The following is a 20,926-nucleotide window of genomic DNA, read 5'->3' on the forward strand; positions in this document are numbered from 1 at the left end:
AGATTCAGCTTTAGATAACGGGGACTTGCACGGCATTTCTATGGCGACCCAGATGAATACGCCACCGTTGGCGGGCCTCTCCGGCATCGCAAGGCGGCTGGTTTCCGAGGGTGCCCTTGCCGAGAACGATGCGCGCAAGGCGGTCGAGGACGCCGCGAAGGCGAAGATTCCGATCGGCGCGTGGCTCGTCGAGAACGGCCTCGCGCAAGGCCGGCAGGTTGCGATGGCGGCCTCGGCCGAGTTCGGCATGCCGCTGCTCGACATCACCTCGCTCGACCTCGGCCAGCTTCCGCTGAACATCGTCAAGGAAGAACTCATCACGAAGCACAAGGCGTTGCCGCTGTTCAAGCGCGGCAATCGCCTGTTCGTCGGCGTCGCGGATCCGACCAACCTGCGCGCGCTCGACGAGATCAAGTTCCAGTCGAACCACCTGATCGAACCGATCCTCGTCGAGGACGGCGTGCTCGAGCGCGCGATCGAGCAGGCGCAGACGAACGCCAACCAGAACATCACCGACATCGGTGATGCGGAAGGACTCGAGAACCTCGAGCTCGGCGCGGTCGACGACGACGAACAGACCGGTGTCGACGCGACCGGCGGCGACGATGCGCCGGTCGTCAAGTTCGTCAACAAGGTGCTCGTCGACGCGATCAAGCGCGGCGCCTCGGACATCCATTTCGAGCCGTACGAAACCGCCTACCGCGTGCGTTACCGCATGGACGGCATGCTGCGCGCGGTGGCGTCGCCGCCGCCAAAGCTGAGCCCGCGAATCTCCTCGCGCCTCAAGGTCATGAGCGGCCTGGACATCGCGGAAAAGCGCGTACCGCAGGACGGCCGCATCAAGCTCAACCTGTCCAAGACCAAGGCGGTCGACTTCCGCGTCAGCACCTGCCCGACGTTGTTCGGCGAGAAGATCGTGCTGCGTATCCTCGATGCTTCCGCCGCGAAGATGGGCATCGAGAAGCTAGGCTACGAAGAAGACCAGCAGAAGCTGTTCCTCGACGCGATCGACAAGCCGTACGGCATGGTGCTCGTGACCGGCCCGACCGGTTCCGGCAAGACGGTTTCGCTCTACACCGCGCTGAACATCCTCAACACCGAAGGACGCAACATCTCGACGGTCGAGGATCCGGTGGAAATCCGCCTTCCGGGCGTGAACCAGGTGCAGCAGAACACCAAGCGCGGCATGACGTTCGCCGCCGCGCTGCGCTCGTTCCTGCGCCAAGACCCGGACGTGATCATGGTCGGCGAAATCCGCGACCTCGAAACCGCGGAGATCGCGATCAAGGCCGCCCAGACCGGTCACATGGTGCTGTCGACGCTGCACACCAACGATGCGGCGCAGACGATCTCGCGCCTCATGAACATGGGCATCGCCCCGTACAACATCACTTCGTCCGTGTCACTCGTGATCGCACAGCGTCTCGCACGCCGGCTGCACGACTGCAAGAAGCCGCTGGTGCTGCCACCCGCCGCCTTGCTCGCGGAAGGCTTCACCCAGGCCGACATCGACTCCGGCATGCAGTTGTTCGATGCCGGCGGCTGTTCGGGCTGCAATGACGGCTACAAGGGCCGCACCGGCATCTATCAGGTGATGCCGATGTCCGAGGCGATCCAGAAGATCATCCTCGCCGGCGGCAGCGCACTGCAGATCGCCGAGGAAGCGCGTCGCGTCGGCATTCGCGACCTGCGCCAATCGGCATTGCTCAAGGCCAAGCAGGGCCTCGTCAGCCTCGCCGAAATCAACCGCGTCACCAAGGATTAACCATGGCCACAGCAACCGCCGCAGCCCTCAAGGCAAAAGCCGCCGCCACCCAGCGCGGCAAGGCCCGCGCGCAGGTCAGCGACATGCAGACCTTCACCTGGGTCGGCATCGACAAGCGCGGCATCAAGATCAAGGGCGAGCAAGTCAGCAAGAACGCCAACCTGGTGAAGGCCGACCTGCGCAAGCAGGGCATCAATCCCCAGGTCGTCAAGGCCAAGCCCAAACCGCTGTTCGGCAAGGCCGGCAAGGCGATCAAGGGTCGCGACATCGCGGTGTTCAGCCGCCAGCTCGCGACGATGATGGCCGCGGGCGTGCCGATGGTGCAGGGCTTCGAGATCGTCGCGGGCGGCCAGAGCAATCCGCGCATGAAGGACATGCTCACCGACATCAAGACCGAGATCGAAGGCGGCTCGGCACTGCACGAGGCGCTCAACAAGTACCCGCTGCATTTCGACGAACTGTTCGTGAACCTCGTCAAGGCCGGCGAATCGGCGGGCGTGCTCGACACCGTGCTCGACACGATCGCGACCTACAAGGAAAACATCGAGAACATCAAGGGCAAGATCAAGAAGGCGATGTTCTACCCGGCGGCGATCTTCGCGGTCGCGATCATCGTTTCCTGCATCCTGCTGATCTTCGTGATTCCGCAGTTCGAGGAAGTGTTCAAGGGCATGGGCGCGGACCTGCCCGCATTCACGCAGATGCTCATCAATATCTCGCGTTTCATGGTGTCCTACTGGTACATCGTGCTCGGCATCTTCGTCGGCACGATCGTCGGCATCATCATGCTCTACAAGCGATCGGAGAAGTTCGCCCATTTCGTCGGCAGAAGCCTGCTGAGGATCCCGATCGTCGGCGAGATCCTGCGGCAGTCGGCAATCGCGCGTTTCGCGCGCACGCTCGGCGTGACGTTCAAGGCGGGCGTGCCGCTGGTCGAGGCGCTCGACTCGGTCGGCAACGCGACCGGCAGCGTCGTCTACAACGAAGCGGTCCGACGCATCCGCGAGGACGTCGCAGTAGGCCACCAGTTGCAGCTCGCGATGCGGCAGACCAACCTGTTCCCGAACATGGTCACGCAGATGGTCGCGATCGGCGAGGAAGCCGGCGCGCTCGACGCCATGCTGTTCAAGATCGCCGAGTTCTACGAGACGGAAGTCAACAACGCCGTCGACGCGCTGTCGAGCCTGCTCGAGCCGCTCATCATGGTGGTCATCGGCACGCTCGTCGGCAGCATGGTCATCGGCATGTACCTGCCAATCTTCAAGCTCGGCGCGGTGGTCGGCTGATCCGGAGAATCGAAGCGGCGATGGACGGACGCGCGACCGGAGTCGCCGTCCGCCGGCGCGCCACGCTACCACGATGAACGATCTCGGCTGGTTCCATGCTCCCGCAGTTCTGATCCCCCTGACGGGGCTGCTCGGCCTGCTGGTTGGCAGCTTCCTCAACGTGGTCATCCTGCGGCTGCCGCGACGCCTCGAGCACGACTGGAAGCAGCAGGCGCGCGAGATCCTGTCGACGGACGTCGTCCCTGCGGAGACGGCCGACGGCGCGGAAGCAGCGCCCCCCGACCTCGTCTTCACCGGTTCGCACTGCCCGCAGTGCAAGCACCCGCTGTCGCCGCTGGACAACATTCCACTGTTGAGCTGGCTCGCATTGCGCGGGCGCTGCCGATACTGCGGCACATCGATCTCGTGGCAGTACCCGCTGGTCGAACTGCTCACCGCACTTGCGTCCGCGACCGTCGCCTGGCGCTTCGGCTTCGGACTTCCGCTCGCCGCGGCGCTCGCGTTCACCTGGATCCTCGTCGCCGCGTCCGGCATCGACGTGCGCACGCAGCTGCTGCCCGACCAGCTCACCTTGCCGCTGCTTTGGCTCGGCCTGCTCGCCGCGCTCGTGCCGCTGTTCGTCGATCCGCCGGCGGCGATCGTCGGTGCCGCGATCGGTTACCTCAGCCTCTGGTCCGTGTTCTGGCTGTTCAAGCTCGGCACCGGCAAGGAAGGGATGGGCTACGGCGATTTCAAACTGCTCGCCGCACTCGGCGCGTGGATGGGCGCGTCGAGCCTGCTGCCGATCGTGCTGCTGTCTTCGCTGACCGGTGCGCTGGTCGGTGGCATCGCGCTCGCCGCGCAAGGTCGCGACCGCAGCACGCCGATTCCGTTCGGCCCGTTCATCGCTGCCGCCGGCTGGATCTGGTTCGTGTTCGGCCGCGATCTCGGCGAGGCGTACTCCAGGCTGTTCGGCCTGGCCTGACGATTCTGGCGCGAACGGATCCATGACGTTCACCGTCGCACTCACCGGCGGCGTCGCGAGCGGCAAATCCGCCGCCGCTACGCGATTCGCGGCGCTCGGCGCGAACGTGATCGACGCGGACGTCGTCGCGCGCGAACTCGTCGAGCCCGGCCGCCCCGCCCTGCAGGAGATCGTCACCGCATTCGGCACGCGCATCCTCGATGTCGCAGGCGCGCTCGACCGCCGCGCCTTGCGCGAGCGCGTGTTCGCCGACGCGACCGCGCGGCACCGACTCGAAGGCATCCTGCATCCGCGCATACGCGATGCGCTGCGCCAGCGGGCGTCCGCGCCATGCGGCACCTACGCGATGATCGTCGTGCCGCTGCTGGCGGAGAACGCCGAGCAGTACGCATGGGTCGACCGCGTGCTCGTCGTCGATGTCCCGCGCGAGGTACAGCTCGCGCGCCTGCTCGCGCGCGACGCGGTCTCGCCGGCGACGGCAGACGCGATGCTCGCCGCGCAGGCTTCGCGCGAGCAGCGCCTCGCCATCGCCGACGACGTGATCGAGAACGACCGCAGCCTCGCCGATCTCGGCGATGCGGTCGGCGCCCTGCACGCACGCTATCTCGCGATGTCCGAGACCGCGAGCGTCAATTGACGGCGACGACTCAGGTCCGCTCGCGCAGCAGGAAACCGACGCCCGCGGACAAGGCATCCACCACGATGGTGACGAAACGGTAGGCGAGCGCGAGGACGAGCGCGTCCGCTTCGCCGAGCGCGGGTCCGAGGCCGATCACGAGCACGGTTTCACGCACGCCCACGCCCGCCGGCGCGCCCGGCATCACGTAGCCGAGGAGCCACGCGAGTGCGAGCCATCCGCACCAGCTCGCGATGGGCAATCCGGCAGCGCCGGCGCCCAGGCTGCGCAACGCCGCCGTCGCCAGCACGAAGAATGAAAAGTCGATCGCCAGCACGAAGAGGACGGCGCGCAGCACGCGTGGCATTGCGGCGGCTCCGCCCACATGCCGCGCATGGATCGACGCGGCAAGCGCGGCCGCGAGCGGCAACAGCGGCCCTACCCAGGCGAACCCGTGCGCCCACGGTGCCACGGCCGCGACGCGCGCGTCGGTCACGACGCCCATCGAGAACACCGCCGCGCTCGCGATCAGCAACGCCGACTCCATGCCCAATGCGAGCGCGAGCGGTGCGTGGCCGACGCCCGCCCGGCGCGCGGTGACGTGCCGATAGGCGAGGTGGAACACATTGCCGGGCAAGTATTTCGCAAGCTGCGATCGCAGGTGCGAGGCGAAGAGCGGTGTCGCCTCCGGCTGCGCGCCCGAGGCGACGCGCACGAGGGTCACCCAGGCCAGCCCGAGCAGCGCCGCCGCCGCCGCATAGCACGCGCACGCGAGTAGCAGCGCACGCGCGCCGATTCGCGCGAGCCCGTCGCCGAGCGAATCGCCGAGCGTGTAACCGCGCTGCACCAGGAAGGCGATCGCAACCAGGCAGAGCAGCGTGCCGGCGACATTCGCGGCACGCCACCACGGGCTCACCGGCGCCGGCACAGCACCATCGTCCAGGGTAGCGGCGACCGCACCTGCAGAACGTCGAAGCGACGCGCCATCAACTGCAGGAATGCGTTGCGCCCCCAGTGGTTGACGTGTCCGGGCGTGTTGCCGAGTGCACCGAGATACTTCCCGCGCGCCATGTTGAGCATGCGCCAGACCGGCTCGCGCGGCACGCTGGCGACCAGGTAGGGGCGAGCAAGATCGGCGAGCACGTCGACCGCGCGTACGGGATCGTCGACATGCTCGAGGACCTCGCAACAGACGACCAGCGGCGCGGCTTCGGCTCCCACGTCGATCGATTCGATCGACTGCCGCCAGAACGCCGCATCGACCTGCGCGGCGCGCGCGCGACGGCGCGCCTCTTCGACGATATCCGCCGAGATGTCGCAACCGCGAACGCGGAATCCGCGCTGCGCGAGGCGGATCGACAGCTCGCCTTCGCCGCAGCCGATCTCGAGCGCGTTCGACACGGGCACCTGTTCGACCAGCGCGTCGAATGCATCGAGGAAACCGCGCATGAGGCGGCGGGCGATCGGATTCGCGGTGCGGTACTTGTCGTAGTAGTTGCCGGCGGGCTGCGCAGCCGGGCTCATGCGCGCGGCCCTTGCTCGCGCGAGCGCCGCACGTCCGCCTCGACCTGACGCAGACGCCAGTCGATGCCCTCGAGCAGGCGGCGGTTCACCGACGCGAGATCGGCGATGAAGCCGAGCATGAACAGCAGGAAGCCGATCGTGACCGACGCGGCGGCGAGCACCGCGGACTGCACGTGACCCGTGCCCTCGCCGATCAGCATGTGGAACACGTACCACGTGCCGAGGAGCGCGCCGACCATCAGGAAGAAGGAGGACAGCAGGCCGAAGAACGCGAGCGGGCGATAGGTGGCGAAGATGCGCACGATCGTCGCGGCCGAGCGCCACACGTAACGGCCCATGCTTTTCACGAGCCGCGACGGGCGCAGGTCCGGATTGGTTCTCACCGGAACCGAGAGCACACGGATATTGCTCTGCCCTGCCTGGATGATCGTCTCGAGCGTGTAGGTGTACGAGCTGAATACGTTCAATCGCTGCGCCGCCTCGCGCGTGAACGCGCGGAAGCCGCTCGGCGCGTCGGCGACCTGCGTCCGGCTCGCCGCACGCACGACCCAGCTGCCGAGCAGCTGCAAGCGCTTCTTGACCCAGGAGAAGTGCTCGGTGTCGGTGATCGGCCGTGCACCGACGACCATTTCGGCACGGCCCTCGACGATCGGCCGCACCAGAGTCTCGATGTCGCGCGCGTCGTACTGGTTGTCCGCATCGGTGTTGACGATGACATCAGCGCCGAGAGCGACCGCCGCCTCCAGACCCGTCATGAAAGCGGCGGCGAGGCCGCGATTCACCGGATGGCGCACGACATGATCGACGCCCAGCGCCTTCGCGATGTCGGCGGTGCCGTCGATCGAGCCATCGTCGACGACGAGCCACTCGACGCGATCGAAGCCGGGTACGCTGCGCGGCAACTGCGGAATCGAGTGCGGCAGCGATTCGCGCTCGTTGAAGCACGGCACCTGCACGATCAATTTCGCCGGGCGACGGCGTACGGCGGCAGCGCCTGCGGGAGGTTCCTGTTCCCGGATCGGCTGTTCGGGCATCGGTTCAAATCCTGTCGGTCTCGGGCGGCGTGCGGTCGGAGGCGTCGTCCATGGCCGGACCTGATCTTCCGCGAATCTAGCAATCGATGGGCAGGGTGTCACGGAACCCCGTCCGGCTCCGGTCGCGTCAAGTCCACAGGCCGCGGATCGCGGCAATGCCCTGCGCGCCCGCCATCCATGCGGCGTCGATGTCCTCGCCCTCCATGCCGCCGAGCGCGTACACGGGCATCGGCGCGTGCGCGACGAGGTCGGCGAAGCGCTCCCAGCCGAGCGTCGGTGCCTCGTGGTCGGGCGTGGGGAAGATCGGCGACAGTGTCGCGAAATCGGCTCCGATGCGCACCGCGTGCAGCAGTTCGGCCGCATCGTGGCAGGACACGCCGAGCCAGCGATCGGCCGGCAGCGGTCGCTGGATGAGCTCGGCGGCCACGCGTGCGGGCAGGTGCGCGCCGTCGAGGCCGAGCACCATCGCGAGCTGCACATCGCCGTTGAGCAGCAGGCGCGCGCCATGGGCACGGCAGATCCCGCGCGCACCACGCGCCGCCTCGGCGAGCCGGGCGCGCGGCCAGTGCGGCTGGCGCAGCTGGACGAGGCGCATGCCGCGGCGACAGGCGCGCTCGATACCGGCGAGCAGTTCCTCGAGCGCTTCCGGCGCCATCGCCGGCGTGATCAGGTAGCGGTCGGGGAGATCCAGCGCGGCGATCACCGGACGATCGGCCGCCGGCATTGCGACCTGCGCGAGCGCGACCTGCTCGACCCAGGCGAGCGCCTGTCCCTCGTGCGGATGCGGTACGCCGGTCCAGGCGGAAACCTGCCAGACGTCGAGCAGGATGTCCTGTTCGGGATAGCGATGCGGAACCGCGATGAGCGGCCGCGCCGACTCGACGACGACGCCGAGTTCCTCGCGCAGTTCGCGAGCGAGCGCGTCGACCGGCGCCTCACCCACGTCGCATTTGCCGCCGGGAAACTCCCACAGGCCCGCGAGATGCTTGCCCGGCGGCCGGCGCGCGAGCAGCACGCGGCCGCCCGCATCGCGCAACACGCCCGCTACGACGTGGACCGAAGCCGGCACGGCAGGCTCAGACGAGCTTGCCGTGGCACTGCTTGTACTTCTTGCCCGATCCGCACGGACACGGATCGTTGCGCCCGACCTTCGGCGCCTCGCGCAGCTGCGGCGCGCCGACGCTCGGCATCGCCGCAGCGTCCGCCTCGGCCGGCTGCTCGCCGGCGGCGAAACCGGCCGCTTCGGCGTGCTGGAACTGCATCGCGCGCGCCTGCATCTCGGCCTGGCGGCGCTGCTGCTCTTCCATCGCCTCGACTTCCTGCTCGCTGCGGATGCGCACGCGCGCGAGCAGCTGCACGATCTCGAACTTGATGCGGCCGAGCATGCCCTCGAACAGCTCGAACGCTTCGCGCTTGAACTCCTGCTTCGGCTGCTTCTGCGCGTAGCCGCGCAGGTAGATGCCCTGGCGCAGGTAGTCCATGCTCGCGAGGTGCTCCTTCCAGCCGTTGTCGAGCACGGACAGCATCACGTGCTTCTCGAGGCCACGCATGACCTCGGAGCCGAGCATTGCTTCCTTCTCGCGGAACAGGCGATCGACGAGCTCCTGCACGTGCTCGAGCACGTCGTTCGCGTCGGCGTCCTCCTGCTGGTCGAGCCACGGCTTGAGGCCGGCCTGCAGGCCGAATTCGGAAGCCAGTTCCGTCTCGAGGCCGGCGAGTTTCCATTGCTCGTCGACGGAATCGGCGGGCACGTGGCGGCGCACGACGTCGGCGATGACGTCCTGGCGGATGATCTTGATCGTCTCGGCGACGTCGGCGCTGTCGAGCAGCTCGTTACGCTGCTGGTAGATCACCTTGCGCTGGTCGTTCGCGGTGTCGTCGAACTCGAGCAGATGCTTGCGGATGTCGAAGTTGTGCGCCTCGACCTTGCGCTGCGCCTTCTCGATCTGCCGGCTGACCATGCGGTCCTGGATCGCATCGTCTTCCTTCATGCCGAACATGCGCATCAGGCGCGCGACGCCCTCGCCCATGAAGATGCGGATGAGGTTGTCCTCGAGCGACAGGTAGAAGCGGCTCGAACCCGGGTCGCCCTGGCGGCCGGAACGGCCGCGCAGCTGGTTGTCGATGCGGCGCGACTCGTGGCGTTCGGTGCCGACGATGCGCAGGCCGCCGAGCGCGATCACTTCAGCGTGGCGCTTCTCCCACTCCGACTTCACGCGCGCGCGGTCGGCCTCCGTGGCTTCCTCGCCGAGCCCGTGCAGCTCCGCCTCGAGGCTGCCGCCGAGCACGATGTCGGTGCCGCGGCCGGCCATGTTCGTCGCGATCGTGATCGACTTCGGCCGGCCCGCCTGCGCGACGATGTGTGCTTCACGCTCGTGCTGCTTGGCGTTGAGCACCTCGTGCGGCACGCCCTTCTTCTTCAGCAGCCCGGAGAGCAGTTCCGACATCTCGATCGAGGCGGTGCCCACGAGCACGGGCTGGCCACGCTCGTAGCTCTCCTTGATGTCCTCGACGATGGCGTCGAACTTCGGTTGCTGCTTGAGGAACACGACATCGGCTTCGTCCTTGCGGACCATCGGCCGGTGCGTCGGGATGACCACGACCTCGAGGCCGTAGATCGACTGGAATTCGTACGCTTCCGTGTCGGCCGTACCGGTCATGCCGGACAGCTTCTTGTACATGCGGAACAGGTTCTGGAACGTGATCGAAGCGAGCGTCTGGTTCTCGCGCTGGATCGGCACGCCTTCCTTCGCCTCGACCGCCTGGTGCAGGCCGTCCGACCAGCGGCGGCCCGGCAGCGTGCGGCCGGTGAACTCGTCGACGATGATGACCTCGCCGTCGCGCACGATGTAGTCGACGTCGCGCTGGTACAGCGCGTGCGCGCGCAGCGCCGCGTTGAGGTGGTGCACGACCGCGATGTGCTGCGAGTCGTACAGTCCTTCTTCCTCGCCGAGGATGCCTTCCTTGCGCAGCAGCTGCTCGGCGTGCTCCATGCCCTCCTCGGACAGATGCACCTGCTTCTGCTTCTCGTCGACGTAGTAATCGCCGGGCTCCGGCGGATCGCCGGGCTTGCTTTCCTTCAGCTGCCGCGTCATGCGCGGCACGATGCGGTTGACCTTGACGTACAGCTGCGGCGACTCGTCGGACGGGCCGGAGATGATCAGCGGCGTGCGCGCCTCGTCGATGAGGATCGAGTCGACCTCGTCGACGATCGCGTAGTGGAGCCCGCGCTGGTAGCGCTGCTCGGCCGACAACGCCATGTTGTCGCGCAGGTAGTCGAAGCCGAATTCGTTGTTGGTGCCGTAGGTGATGTCCGCGGTGTACGCGGCGCGCTTGTCGCCGTGGTCCATGCCGGGCCACACCACGCCGACCGTCATGCCGAGGAAGGTGTAGATCCGCCCCATCCAGGCCGAGTCGCGCTTGGCCAGGTAGTCGTTCACGGTGACGACGTGCACGCCCTTGCCTTCGAGCGCGTTGAGGTAGACCGGCAGGGTCGCAACGAGGGTCTTGCCCTCGCCGGTGCGCATTTCGGCGATCTTGCCGTTGTGCAGGACCATGCCGCCGATGAGCTGGACGTCGTGATGGCGCATGCCGAGCACGCGGCGCGAGGCTTCGCGCACGGTCGCGAACGCTTCCGGCAGCAGGCTGTCGAGGGTGGCGCCTTCGGCGAGGCGACGACGGAACTCGTCCGTCTTCGCCTGCAGGTCGGCGTCGGACAACCCCTGGAACTTCTGCTCGAGCGCATTGATCTGCGCCACCGACTTGCCGAGCTGGCGCAGTACGCGTTCGTTGCGGCTGCCGAAGATGCGCGTCAGGAAACTGTTGAGCATGGGTCGTCTTGGTCGGAACGGGGGAATGAGAGGCGGTTCATGGCGCCCGGCCGGGAACGGCCGGTCCGTCCTTCCGCGACGGGAATCGCGGAAAAACAAAACAACCGCCGATGATACGGCGGCCCCTCGATACACGCCAGCTTGAGGCGACGGGACGCGCTTTCAACCGCCCTCTTCGACCGCCGCCCCGGTGCCGCGGCGTCGGTCAGGCGCGGTTCGCGCGGGTCGACTTCACGTAGACCATCGGGTTGACCGCACGGCCGTTGTACCAGACCTCGAAATGGCAATGCGGCCCGGTCGAGCGGCCGGTGGAGCCGACGCTCGCGATCGCCTGGCCCGCGTGCACGCGCTGGCCGGGTGTCGCGCTGATCGCGGAATTGTGCGCGTAGCGCGTCATGTAGCCATTGCCGTGGTCGATCTCGACCACGTTGCCATAGCCGGCGCGCACGCCGGTGTAGGTGACGACGCCATCGGCGACGGCGTTGACCGGCGTGCCTTCCGGGGCGGCGAAGTCGACGCCCATGTGGATCGCCTGGTGCCCATCGAACGGATCGGAGCGGTCGCCGAAGCCGGACGCGATGTAACCCTGGTTCACCGGCATGCCGCTCGGCAGCAGCTGGTTGTCGATCTTGCGGTCGCGCAGGAGGTTCTCGAGCACGTCGAGCTGGGCCTGCTGGCCATCGAACTCGGCGCGTAGGCTGTCGATGCCACTCTGCAGCGGCAGCGGCATCGTCACGCCGGTGGCCGGCTCCTCCGGACCGCCGACGGCCGGATCGCCGCCGAAGTCGAATTCACCGTCGTCGAGCTTGCCGACCTGGGTCAGCCGCTCGCCGAGCGCATTCAGTCGCGTCGCCTGCGCCTGCAGCTGGCCGAGCTGGGCGGCGAGTGCGTCGATGTTGCGATGGGAATCTTGGTCCAGCGTCACGAGCTGGGCGCGCTGTGCGGAGAGCGTCGCGCGCATGTCGGCGACTTCACTCAGCGCGCGCGCGCGCGGACTGGTGAAGATCCAGGTACCGAGGGCGCCGAGCCCGATCAACACGAACGCACAGGTGGCGAGCGCGGCGGCCAGCAGGTGGCCGTGCCGGCCGGACAGGTCGATGCGCCATGGCAGGGCGTGCGCATTGCGGACGATAATGATGTTCATGCTGCTCGGCCGGGTTCTTGTTCGTCATGTCGCCAAAGCGCAATCCCACCTCGTCCGCCACCGCAGGCCCCAGGCCCGCCGCGGAGTGCATCACCCTCGGCACGCTCGCGGATCGCGCGCGCGCACTGGATGCGCTGGATGAAAGACTGCGCCGCCTCTTGCCCGCCGCGACCGCTCGCGAGACGCGTCTCGCCGACGTGCGCAACGGCCGAATTGTCTTTCTGGCGTCCAGTCCGACCTGGGCGAGCCGCTTGCGCCTACATCAAGCCGCGCTGCTGGCCGAAGCCCGTACCGCACTGGGCGGTACCGTCGAACGTTTCGCCGTGAAAGTGGCGCCCTTGCCGACCGTTCCCCCGGACCCGACAAAGCCTAAACCGCTTTCCGCCGCCACCACCCGCCACCTGCGAGCGACAGCGACAGCCCTCCAGGACCCTGAACTCAGGGCCCTCTATCTCCAACTGGCGTCCATCGCCGGTGATGATTCCTAGGAGCCGGGGCGGCTCCCATTCCCCGCTTGTCTGCTTCCTGGCGGAAGCTGTTCTTCTTCTTGTCCTGCTCCACCCGGACCTTTCCCGGCCCGTGGTGTCACGATCGCTGCAGCGGGAACGCCCGGTGCGCGACCAAACCGGCTTTTCGTACCGGCCGCCCCGCCACCCTACCGGGAGCGGGACGTACGTTTCGCGATGCGGTTCGCCTTTCCAATCGCCGGCGCCGCCCACGTACGTGCTTCAGACCGCCTGTGCCGGATGAGCGTAGGAGATCGGTGCCGCGCTTTCGTCCTCGAAGCTGACCTCTTCCCACGCCGTCGCGTCGGCGAGCAGCGTGCGCAACAGCTTGTTGTTCAACTCGTGGCCCGACTTGTAGCCGTAGAACGCGCCGATGAGGCTGTGGCCGAGCAGGTAGAGGTCACCGATCGCATCGAGGATCTTGTGCTTGACGAACTCGTCCTCGTACCGGAGGCCGTCCTCGTTGAGCACCCGATAGTCGTCGAGCACGATCGCGTTGTCCATCGATCCGCCGAGCGCGAGGTTGCGCTCGCGCAGGTACTCGATGTCGCGCATGAAACCGAAGGTGCGCGCGCGACTGACTTCCTTGACGAACGACGTCGTCGAGAAATCGATCTCGCTGGTCGAGGTGCGCTTGGTGAACATCGGATGGTTGAAGTCGATCGAGAAGCCGACCTTGAAGCCGTCGAACGGCTCGAAGCGGGCCCACTTGTCACCGTCGCGGACGGTGACCGACTTCTTGATGCGAATGAAGCGCTTGGCCTTCGACTGCTCCTCGATGCCTGCAGACTGCAGCAGGAACACGAACGGACCCGCGCTGCCGTCCATGATCGGCACTTCGGGCGCCGAGAGGTCGACGTAGGCATTGTCGATGCCGAGGCCGGCCATCGCCGAGAGCAGATGCTCGACCGTGGCAATGCGCACGTCGCCCTTCACGAGCGTGGTGGAAAGACGGGTGTCTCCGACGTTCTCGCAGCAGGAGCGGATGTCCACCGGGTTCGGCAGGTCGACGCGGCGGAACACGATACCCGTGTCCACGGCCGCAGGACGCAACGTCATGTAGACCTTGTCGCCCGTGTGAAGACCCACGCCCGTCGCTCTGATGACGTTTTTGAGCGTGCGTTGTCTGATCATTTTTATGTATTGCCCCCTGGGGCAGGAGCCGACAAAACGCCGGCGAGGTTAGCACAGCGACGGGGGCGAGAAAAGTTAAGCGACGTATGGAACCCACACTCCGTCGCTTTTTCGCAACACACTCCGGCAATTCCCGTCATCACCGTCGCTCACCGACGGCAGCGACCGCCATCCTGACGCCACAGGATGGCGGGGCCGGGGCGGCGATGTGTTCGAAGCATCGCCGCTGCGGCCGGTGCGCGCGCTTCCCAGCGAGCGCCCGTGCCGGATGGGAGCCGGTTTCCTGCGCTCAGTCGGCCTGGCGGCGCAGGAAGGCCGGGATGTCGAGGTAGTCGCCGGACGCCTCGGGCTGCGCGTGGTCGACGGCCTGGCGCATCGGCTGCCCCGGGATGCCGAGGTAGTCGACCTCGCCGGTCGTCGCGTTGCGCACGACGCGCATCGACGGGCGCTGCGAACTCACCACCTCGCGTTCGCGCTCGCGGTGCTCGCGCAACGGCTGCCGCGCGACCGCGCGGTTGAGGCCGGTGGCGACCACGGTCACGCGCACGTCGTCCTTGAGTTCCGGATCGAGCGCGGTGCCGATGACCACCGTCGCGTCCTCGCTCGCGAACTCGTGCACGACCTGGCCGATGTCGTCGAACTCGCGCATCGTGAGGTTGGTGCCTGCGGTCACGTTGACGAGGATGCCGCATGCGCCGGCGAGGTTGACGTCGTCGAGCAGCGGGTTGTTGATCGCCGCTTCGGCCGCCGCGACCGCGCGGTCGTCGCCGTGCGCCGTACCCGTGCCCATCATCGCCATGCCCATCTCGGACATGACCGTGCGCACGTCGGCGAAGTCGACGTTGATCAGGCCCGGACGCGTGATCAGGTCGGCGATGCCCTGCACCGCGCCGAGCAGCACGTCATTGGCCTGCTTGAACGCGCTGAGCAAGGTCACGTCGCGGCCGAGCACGGTCAGCAGCTTCTCGTTCGGCACGGTGATCAGCGAATCGCAGTACTGGCCGAGGTCCTCGATGCCCTTGAGCGCGACCTGCATGCGGCGACGCCCTTCGAACGGGAACGGCTTGGTCACGACCGCCACCGTGAGGATGCCCATCTCCTTGGCGAGCTGCGCGACCACCGGCGCCGCGCCGGTGCCGGTGCCGCCGCCCATGCCGGCCGTGATGAACGCCATGTCGGCGCCCTGCAGCAGCTCGACGATGCGCTCGCGATCCTCGAGCGCGGCTTGGCGGCCGACTTCCGGATTGGCGCCGGCGCCGAGGCCCTTGGTCACGTTCGCACCGAGCTGCAGCGTGAACTTCGCGCCGCTGCTCTTGAGTGCCTGCGCGTCGGTGTTCGCGCACACGAAGTCGACGCCTTCGACACCCGCCTGCACCATGTGGCTGACCGCGTTGCCGCCGCCACCACCGACGCCGACGACCTTGATCACCGCATTCGGTGCCATCTTTTCGACGAACTCGAACATATCCCATCCTCCGCAAGTGGTTACTGCCTGGTTTTCTTATCGTTCCCGGGTCCGTGACCTTCCCGGTCCGGCCCGTCCTGCCGCGGCTGGCGTGCCGTGGCATCGCGACCGTTTCGGCCGCTTCGCGACGCGCTCCGTGCGCCGCGGTGTTGCTCCTGTCCGGGCGAGGTCGCGTGCGACCTCGCCGTCCACTAGAACTCTCCCTTGAACCAGGTCGTCACCCGGCCCCACAAACCGCCGACCGCGGTTCCCGCCACCGGCGCGCCACGCGTCGCGCCGCCACGGCTGCCGTAGATGAGCAGCCCCACGCCGGTCGCCTGCATCGGGTTGGCGACGACGTCGGCGAGGCCGGTGACGTGCTGCGGCGTGCCGAGGCGCACCGGCATGTGGAACAGCTCCTCGGCGAGATCGAGCGCGCCTTCCATGCGCGCGGCGCCGCCGGTGAGGACGATGCCCGCGCGCACGAGCTCCTCGCGCCCGCTGCGGCGCAGGTCGGCCTGCACCATCTCGAAGATCTCCTCGTAGCGCGGCTGCACGGCCTCGGCGAGGTTCTGCCGCGCGAGGCGGCGCGGCGGGCGGTCGCCGACGCTCGGCACCTGGATCGTCTCTTCCGCGTGCGCGAGCTGCGCCAGCGCGCAGGCGTAGCGCACCTTGAGCTCCTCCGCGTGCGCGGTCGGCGTGCGCATGAGGTGCGCGATGTCGCTGGTCACCTGGTCGCCGCCGATCGCGAGCGAGGTCGTGTGGCGCAGCGCGCCGCCGGTGTAGATCGCGATGTCGGTGGTGCCGGCGCCGATGTCGACCATGCACACGCCGAGTTCGCGCTCGTCGTCGGTCAGCACCGCGCGCGCGGACGCGACCGCGGCCGGCAACAGCTCGTCGACCTGCAGGCCGCAGCGGTTGATGCACTTGGTGATGTTCTGGATCGCGCTCGCCGCGCCGGTGACGAGGTGCACGTTCGCCTCCAGGCGCACGCCCGACATGCCGACCGGGTGGCGGATGCCTTCCTGGCCGTCGATGAGGTATTCCTGCGGCTCGCGGTAGAGCACGCTGCGGTCGGCCGGGATCGCGATCGCGCAGGCGGAGTTCAGCACGACGTCGAGGTCGGCTGAGGTGACCTCCTTGTCGCGGATCGGCGCGGTGCCGTGCGAGTTCTCGTCCTTGATGTGGCTGCCGGCGATCGACGCGTAGACCGAGCGGATCTGGCAGCCGGCCATGAGCTCGGCTTCCTCGACCGCACGCTGGATCGAGTGCACCGTCGACTCGATGTCGACCACGACGCCGCGCTTGAGGCCGTGCGCTGGGTGCGAGCCGATGCCGATGATCTCGACCGACTCGCCCGGCGTGTGCTCGCCGACGATCGAGACGATCTTCGAGGTACCGACGTCGAGGCCGACGATGAGGTTCTTTTCGGACTTGCGGTTCATGCGTGCTGGGCCGGATTGCGGAGGACCGCCACCTGCGGCGGCGAGGCGGGCTGGATCAGTGCCGGGTTCGTGGCGGGAGCCGGCTCGGGCCAGCGCATCGCGAAGCCGTTCTCGTAGCGCAGGTCGATGTACGCGGGCGCGTTCGCGTGCGTGCCGGACAGGCGCGGCCACACGTCGAGGAAGCGCTTCAGGCGGCGCTGCGCGTCGTCGCGGCCGAGCTCGACGACCGTGCCCGAGGCGAGTTCGAGGCGCCAGCCGCCGCGCGGCGACAGCGCGACCGCGTCGACCGCGAGCCCGCTGCCGGTGAACTCGCGCTGGCATTCGGCGTGGAAGCGCAGCACGTCGTCGAGGCGATCATCGGGGCCGCTCAGGCGCGGCAGACCCTGCAGGCCCTCCGCGCCGGCTACGCTGAAGAGCTGGCCGCGGCGGTTGACCAGGCGGTCCTCGCCCCAACGCGCGAACGGCTGCTGTTCGTAGACGGTGAGCTCGACCGTGTCGGGCCAGCGCTTGCGCACTTCGGCACGTTCGACCCACGGCAGTTTCGCCACCGCCGCGCGCACGTCGTCGAGGTCGAGCGCGAAGAAGCCCTTGCCGAGCAGCGGCTGCGCCGCAGCGCGGATCTGTTCGGCGCTGACGTGGTCGAAGCGCGCGCTCACGTCGAGGCGCGTGACCGGCCAGCGGTCGCCCGCGAACCAGCCGTTGAGCACGCCGAGGATCGGCAGCGCGACGAGCGTGAGCGCGATGCCCCAGGCGGCGAGCTTGAACGGGTAGCCCGTGCTCATCCGCGCTTCTCCTCGAACGACGTTTCGAGCACGCGCCAGCACAGCTCCTCGAAGCCGATGCCGAGCGTGCCGGCCGCCTTCGGCACGAGCGAATGGCTCGTCATGCCCGGTGCGGTATTCACCTCGAGCAGGTAGTTGCGACCTTCGCGGTCGCGCATCACGTCGACGCGACCCCAGCCGGAACATCCCGCGGCGTCGAACGCGGTGAGCGCGAGCGCGCGGATGTCCGCCTCCGCGGCGCCGTCGAGTCCGGGGCAGATGTACTGCGTGTCCTCGGCGACGTACTTGGCGTGGTAGTCGTAGAACGCACCCTTCGGCACGATGCGTATCGACGGCAGCGCCTCGCCGCCGAGGACCCCGACGGTGAGCTCGTCGCCGACGATCATCTCCTCGACGAGCAGGTCGCCCGGGTAGCGCGCCGCGAGTTCGGCCGCCGCATCGAGGTCGGCGTCGCGGAACACGCGCGACACGCCGACGCTGGAACCTTCGCAGGCCGGCTTGACGATGACCGGCAGACCGAGCTTCGCCGCCGCCGCATGCACGTCCGGCGTCGCACCGCCGCGCTTGCGCAACGCGACGAAACGCGGCGTCGGCAGGCCCGCGGCGATCCACACCTGCTTCGTGCGCACCTTGTCCATCGACAGCGCCGAGCCGAGCACGCCCGAGCCCGTGTACGGCACGTGCAGCGACTCGAGCGCACCCTGCAGCACGCCGTCCTCGCCACCGCCGTGCTGGCCGTGCAGGATATTGAACACGCGCGCGTAGTGCCCCGCGCGCAACGCGTCGAGCAGGGCCGGGATGCCGTCGACCGCGTGCGCGTCGACGCCCTTCGCGCGCAGCGCGTCGAGCACGTTGCGACCGGAGTCGAGCGAGACCTCGCGCTCGGCCGACTGGCCGCCCATCACGACGGCGACGCGGCCGAACTGCCTGGCATCGGTGATCTTCACGAGCATGTCCTTCATGGGTGTTTCTCCGAGCGCAGCCGCCCGCCCGTCGCGAGTTCGTTCGCCGCCGCGCCGATGTCGCCGGCGCCGAGCAGCAGCAGCAGGTCGCCGTCGCGCAGCAGTGGCGGCAGCGCGCCGGCGAGGTCGCGCGGATGTTCGACCAGCACCGGGTCGACCTTGCCGCGCGCACGCACGGCGCGCGCGAGCGCGCGGCCGTCGGCGTTCGCGATCGGCGCTTCGCCGGCCGGGTAGACGTCGGTGAGCACGAGCACGTCGACCTCGGCGAGCACCTTGGCGAAGTCGTCGAGCAGATCGCGCGTGCGCGAGTAGCGATGCGGCTGGAAAGCGACGACGAGGCGGCGCTCGGGCCAGCCCGCGCGCGCCGCGGCGAACACCGCGGCGAGTTCGCGCGGATGGTGGCCGTAGTCGTCGACGAGCAGCGCGCGGCCGTGGTCGAGCTCGATCTCGCCGCGCAGTTGGAAGCGCCGACCGACGCCCTGGAACTGCGCGAGCGCGTGCTGCATCGCTTCCGGTGGCACGCCGAGCTGCCAGCCGACCGCGCACGCGGCGAGCGCGTTGAGCACGTTGTGGCGCCCCGGCAGGTTGAGGCGCATCGGCACGCTCGGGCCGCCTTCCGGCAGGTGCAGCGTGAACTCGGTCGCGCGGCCGTCCTGGCGCAGGTTCGACGCGCGCACGTCGGCGTCCGCGTCGATCGCGTAGGTCAGCACGCGCCGGCTCGACGCGCGCGCGAGCGCGGCGACCTCGGCGTCGTCGACGCACAGAACGGCGACGCCGTAGAACGGCAGGCGGTGCAGGAAGTCGGCGAACGCCTTCTTCACGCGTTCGAAGTCGCCGTCGTAGTTCTCCAGGTGGTCGGCGTCGATGTTGGTGACGACCGCGATCACCGGCGACAGCAGCAGGAACGAACCGTCCGATTCGTCCGCTTCGGCGACGAGGTATTCGCCGGTGCCGAGGCGCGCGTTCGCGCCCGCGGCGATGAGCTGGCCGCCGATGACGAAGGTCGGGTCGAGTCCGGCTTCGGCGAGCACGCTCGCGGTCAAGCTCGTCGTGGTCGTCTTGCCGTGCGTGCCGGCGACCGCGATGCCGCGCCGGAAGCGCATGAGTTCGCCGAGCATCTCCGCACGCGGCACGACCGGGATGCGCCGTTCGCGCGCGGCGACGAGCTCGGGATTGTCGGGCCTGATCGCGCTCGACACGACGAGCACGTCGGCGTCGGCGACGTTGGCGGCGTCGTGGCCGCGGTCGATGCGCGCACCGAGGCCGGCGAGCCGGCGCGTGGTCGCGTTGTCGGCCTTGTCCGAGCCGGACACCGAGTAACCGAGGTTGCACAGCACCTCGGCGATGCCGCTCATGCCGACGCCGCCGATGCCGACGAAATGCACGCGGCGGAAGTCCTGCATGATGTCGCCGTGCTGCTTGAGGCGCGCCGGAGTCATGCGCCCGCCTCCAGGCATATCTCGGCGATGCGCCGTGCGGCATCGGGCTTCGCCTGCGCGCGCGCCGCCGTCGCCATTCGCAACAACCGCACGCGATCGTTGAGCTCCTCGAACGCCGCGCCGAGGCGCTTGACGAACTCGTCGCCCTCGGCGACGAGGCGCGCGCCGCCGGCGGCGACCATCGCTTCGGCGTTCTTCGTCTGATGGTCGTCGACCGCGTGCGGGAACGGCACGAGGATCGACGGCACGCCGGCCGCGGCGAGCTCGGCGATCGTCAGCGCACCGGCGCGGCAGATCACGAGGTCGGCCCACGCGTAGGCGGCAGCCATGTCGTCCTCGAACGGCACGACATCGGCATCGATGCCTGCATTCATGTACGCGGCGCGCGCCTTGTCGAAGTGCTTCGAACCGCACTGGTGGCGCACCGACACCGCCATGCGCGAACCACGCCGCCGCAGCACTTCGGGCAGCGCGGCGTTGAGGCTTTGCGCCCCCTGGCTGCCGCCGAGCACGAGCAGGTGCAGCGGCCCTTCGCGCCCGGCATAGCGTTGCGCCGGCGCGGGCAGCGCCGCGATCGACGAACGCACCGGGTTGCCGATCCATTCGCCGCGCGCGAACACGTCGGGGAAACCGGTCAACACGCGCTTCGCCTTGCGCGCGAGCAGGCGATTGGTGATGCCGGCGACGCTGTTCTGCTCGTGCACGACGAGCGGCACGCCCGACAGCCGGGCGGCGATGCCGCCGGGCGCGGCCGCATAGCCGCCGAGCGAGATCGCGCAGCGCGGCGCCTGTCGCTTGAGCAACGCACGCGCGCCGGACACCGCGGCGGCGAGGCGGAACGGCATCGCGAGCTTGGTCAGCACGCCCTTGCCGCGCAGGCCGCCGATCGACAGCGTTTCCAGGCGCAGGCGATGGCGCGGCACGAGTTGCGTCTCGAGACCCCCGACCGCTCCGAGCCAGATCACGGGGACCTTGCGCGCGACGAGTTCGTCGGCGACCGCGAGGCCCGGGAAGATGTGCCCGCCGGTGCCTCCGGCCATGATCAGCACCG

The 20,926-nt window shown here is 68.6% G+C and carries 18 protein-coding genes; 5 read left to right on the forward strand and 13 right to left on the reverse strand.

Annotation, left to right across the window (positions count from 1 at the left end; genetic code table 11):
• The first annotated feature begins 52 nt into the window (after positions 1–52).
• The 4 genes from pilB to coaE all read left to right on the forward strand — a co-directional run bounded on the left by pilB (position 53) and on the right by coaE (position 4,652).
• Entirely contained in the window at positions 53–1,765 is a 1,713-nt protein-coding gene (gene pilB, locus FHW12_RS12915) for a type IV-A pilus assembly ATPase PilB (RefSeq protein ID WP_182531446.1), read from the forward strand.
• A gap of 2 nt (positions 1,766–1,767) precedes the next feature.
• Entirely contained in the window at positions 1,768–3,051 is a 1,284-nt protein-coding gene (locus FHW12_RS12920) for a type II secretion system F family protein (RefSeq protein WP_182531447.1), read from the forward strand.
• A gap of 73 nt (positions 3,052–3,124) precedes the next feature.
• Positions 3,125–4,015: a prepilin peptidase gene (locus FHW12_RS12925; protein WP_182531448.1), complete on the forward strand. Its 891-nt coding sequence runs from the start codon at positions 3,125–3,127 to the stop codon at positions 4,013–4,015.
• A gap of 22 nt (positions 4,016–4,037) precedes the next feature.
• Positions 4,038–4,652, forward strand: a complete 615-nt coding sequence (coaE, locus tag FHW12_RS12930) for a dephospho-CoA kinase (RefSeq protein WP_182531449.1) — start codon at positions 4,038–4,040, stop codon at positions 4,650–4,652.
• 10 nt (positions 4,653–4,662) lie between these two features.
• Here coaE and FHW12_RS12935 read toward each other — a convergent pair whose 3' ends face one another.
• The 6 genes from FHW12_RS12935 to FHW12_RS12960 all read right to left on the reverse strand — a co-directional run bounded on the left by FHW12_RS12935 (position 4,663) and on the right by FHW12_RS12960 (position 12,163).
• Positions 4,663–5,559 (reverse strand): hypothetical protein, encoded by an 897-nt coding sequence (locus FHW12_RS12935; RefSeq protein ID WP_182531450.1) that lies wholly within the window; start codon positions 5,557–5,559, stop codon positions 4,663–4,665.
• Positions 5,544–6,155, reverse strand: coding sequence for a class I SAM-dependent methyltransferase (locus tag FHW12_RS12940; RefSeq protein ID WP_182531451.1), 612 nt, complete (start codon positions 6,153–6,155; stop codon positions 5,544–5,546). Before FHW12_RS12940 ends, FHW12_RS12935 begins: the two co-directional genes overlap by 16 nt.
• Positions 6,152–7,189, reverse strand: coding sequence for a glycosyltransferase family 2 protein (locus FHW12_RS12945; RefSeq protein ID WP_182531452.1), 1,038 nt, complete (start codon positions 7,187–7,189; stop codon positions 6,152–6,154). The genes FHW12_RS12940 and FHW12_RS12945 overlap by 4 nt, the downstream gene beginning before the upstream one ends.
• Before the next feature lie 127 nt (positions 7,190–7,316).
• Positions 7,317–8,258: a Nudix family hydrolase gene (locus FHW12_RS12950; RefSeq protein WP_182531453.1), complete on the reverse strand. Its 942-nt coding sequence runs from the start codon at positions 8,256–8,258 to the stop codon at positions 7,317–7,319.
• A 7-nt stretch (positions 8,259–8,265) separates the two neighbouring features.
• Positions 8,266–11,019, reverse strand: coding sequence for a preprotein translocase subunit SecA (gene secA / locus FHW12_RS12955; RefSeq protein ID WP_182531454.1), 2,754 nt, complete (start codon positions 11,017–11,019; stop codon positions 8,266–8,268).
• A 205-nt stretch (positions 11,020–11,224) separates the two neighbouring features.
• Complete coding sequence (locus FHW12_RS12960; protein WP_182531455.1) at positions 11,225–12,163, reverse strand: M23 family metallopeptidase; 939 nt, start codon at positions 12,161–12,163, stop codon at positions 11,225–11,227.
• 26 nt (positions 12,164–12,189) lie between these two features.
• Between FHW12_RS12960 and FHW12_RS12965 the strand changes: the two genes are divergently transcribed.
• Positions 12,190–12,651, forward strand: a complete 462-nt coding sequence (locus FHW12_RS12965) for a DUF721 domain-containing protein (RefSeq protein ID WP_182531746.1) — start codon at positions 12,190–12,192, stop codon at positions 12,649–12,651.
• A gap of 240 nt (positions 12,652–12,891) precedes the next feature.
• Here FHW12_RS12965 and lpxC read toward each other — a convergent pair whose 3' ends face one another.
• The 7 genes from lpxC to murG all read right to left on the reverse strand — a co-directional run bounded on the left by lpxC (position 12,892) and on the right by murG (position 20,915).
• Positions 12,892–13,803, reverse strand: a complete 912-nt coding sequence (gene lpxC / locus FHW12_RS12970) for a UDP-3-O-acyl-N-acetylglucosamine deacetylase (RefSeq protein WP_182531456.1) — start codon at positions 13,801–13,803, stop codon at positions 12,892–12,894.
• Positions 13,804–14,092: 289 nt separating this feature from the next.
• Positions 14,093–15,268 carry a cell division protein FtsZ gene (gene ftsZ, locus FHW12_RS12975; RefSeq protein WP_182531457.1) on the reverse strand — a complete coding sequence of 392 codons (1,176 nt, stop codon included), beginning with the start codon at positions 15,266–15,268 and terminating at the stop codon, positions 14,093–14,095.
• 191 nt (positions 15,269–15,459) lie between these two features.
• Positions 15,460–16,692, reverse strand: a complete 1,233-nt coding sequence (gene ftsA, locus FHW12_RS12980) for a cell division protein FtsA (RefSeq protein ID WP_182531458.1) — start codon at positions 16,690–16,692, stop codon at positions 15,460–15,462.
• On the reverse strand, positions 16,689–17,474 hold the full coding sequence (locus FHW12_RS12985) for a cell division protein FtsQ/DivIB (protein ID WP_182531459.1): 786 nt from the start codon (positions 17,472–17,474) through the stop codon (positions 16,689–16,691). Before FHW12_RS12985 ends, ftsA begins: the two co-directional genes overlap by 4 nt.
• A complete protein-coding gene (locus FHW12_RS12990) occupies positions 17,471–18,427 on the reverse strand; it encodes a D-alanine--D-alanine ligase (protein ID WP_182531747.1) in 957 nt (318 codons plus the stop codon). The genes FHW12_RS12985 and FHW12_RS12990 overlap by 4 nt, the downstream gene beginning before the upstream one ends.
• 5 nt (positions 18,428–18,432) lie before the next feature.
• Complete coding sequence (murC, locus tag FHW12_RS12995) at positions 18,433–19,875, reverse strand: UDP-N-acetylmuramate--L-alanine ligase (RefSeq protein ID WP_182531460.1); 1,443 nt, start codon at positions 19,873–19,875, stop codon at positions 18,433–18,435.
• On the reverse strand, positions 19,872–20,915 hold the full coding sequence (gene murG / locus FHW12_RS13000) for an undecaprenyldiphospho-muramoylpentapeptide beta-N-acetylglucosaminyltransferase (protein ID WP_182531748.1): 1,044 nt from the start codon (positions 20,913–20,915) through the stop codon (positions 19,872–19,874). The genes murC and murG overlap by 4 nt, the downstream gene beginning before the upstream one ends.
• Between the last annotated feature and the right edge of the window lie 11 nt (positions 20,916–20,926).

Origin of the sequence: Dokdonella fugitiva (assembly GCF_014138265.1) — a bacterium.
Classification (GTDB): Bacteria; Pseudomonadota; Gammaproteobacteria; order Xanthomonadales; family Rhodanobacteraceae; genus Dokdonella_A; species Dokdonella_A fugitiva_A.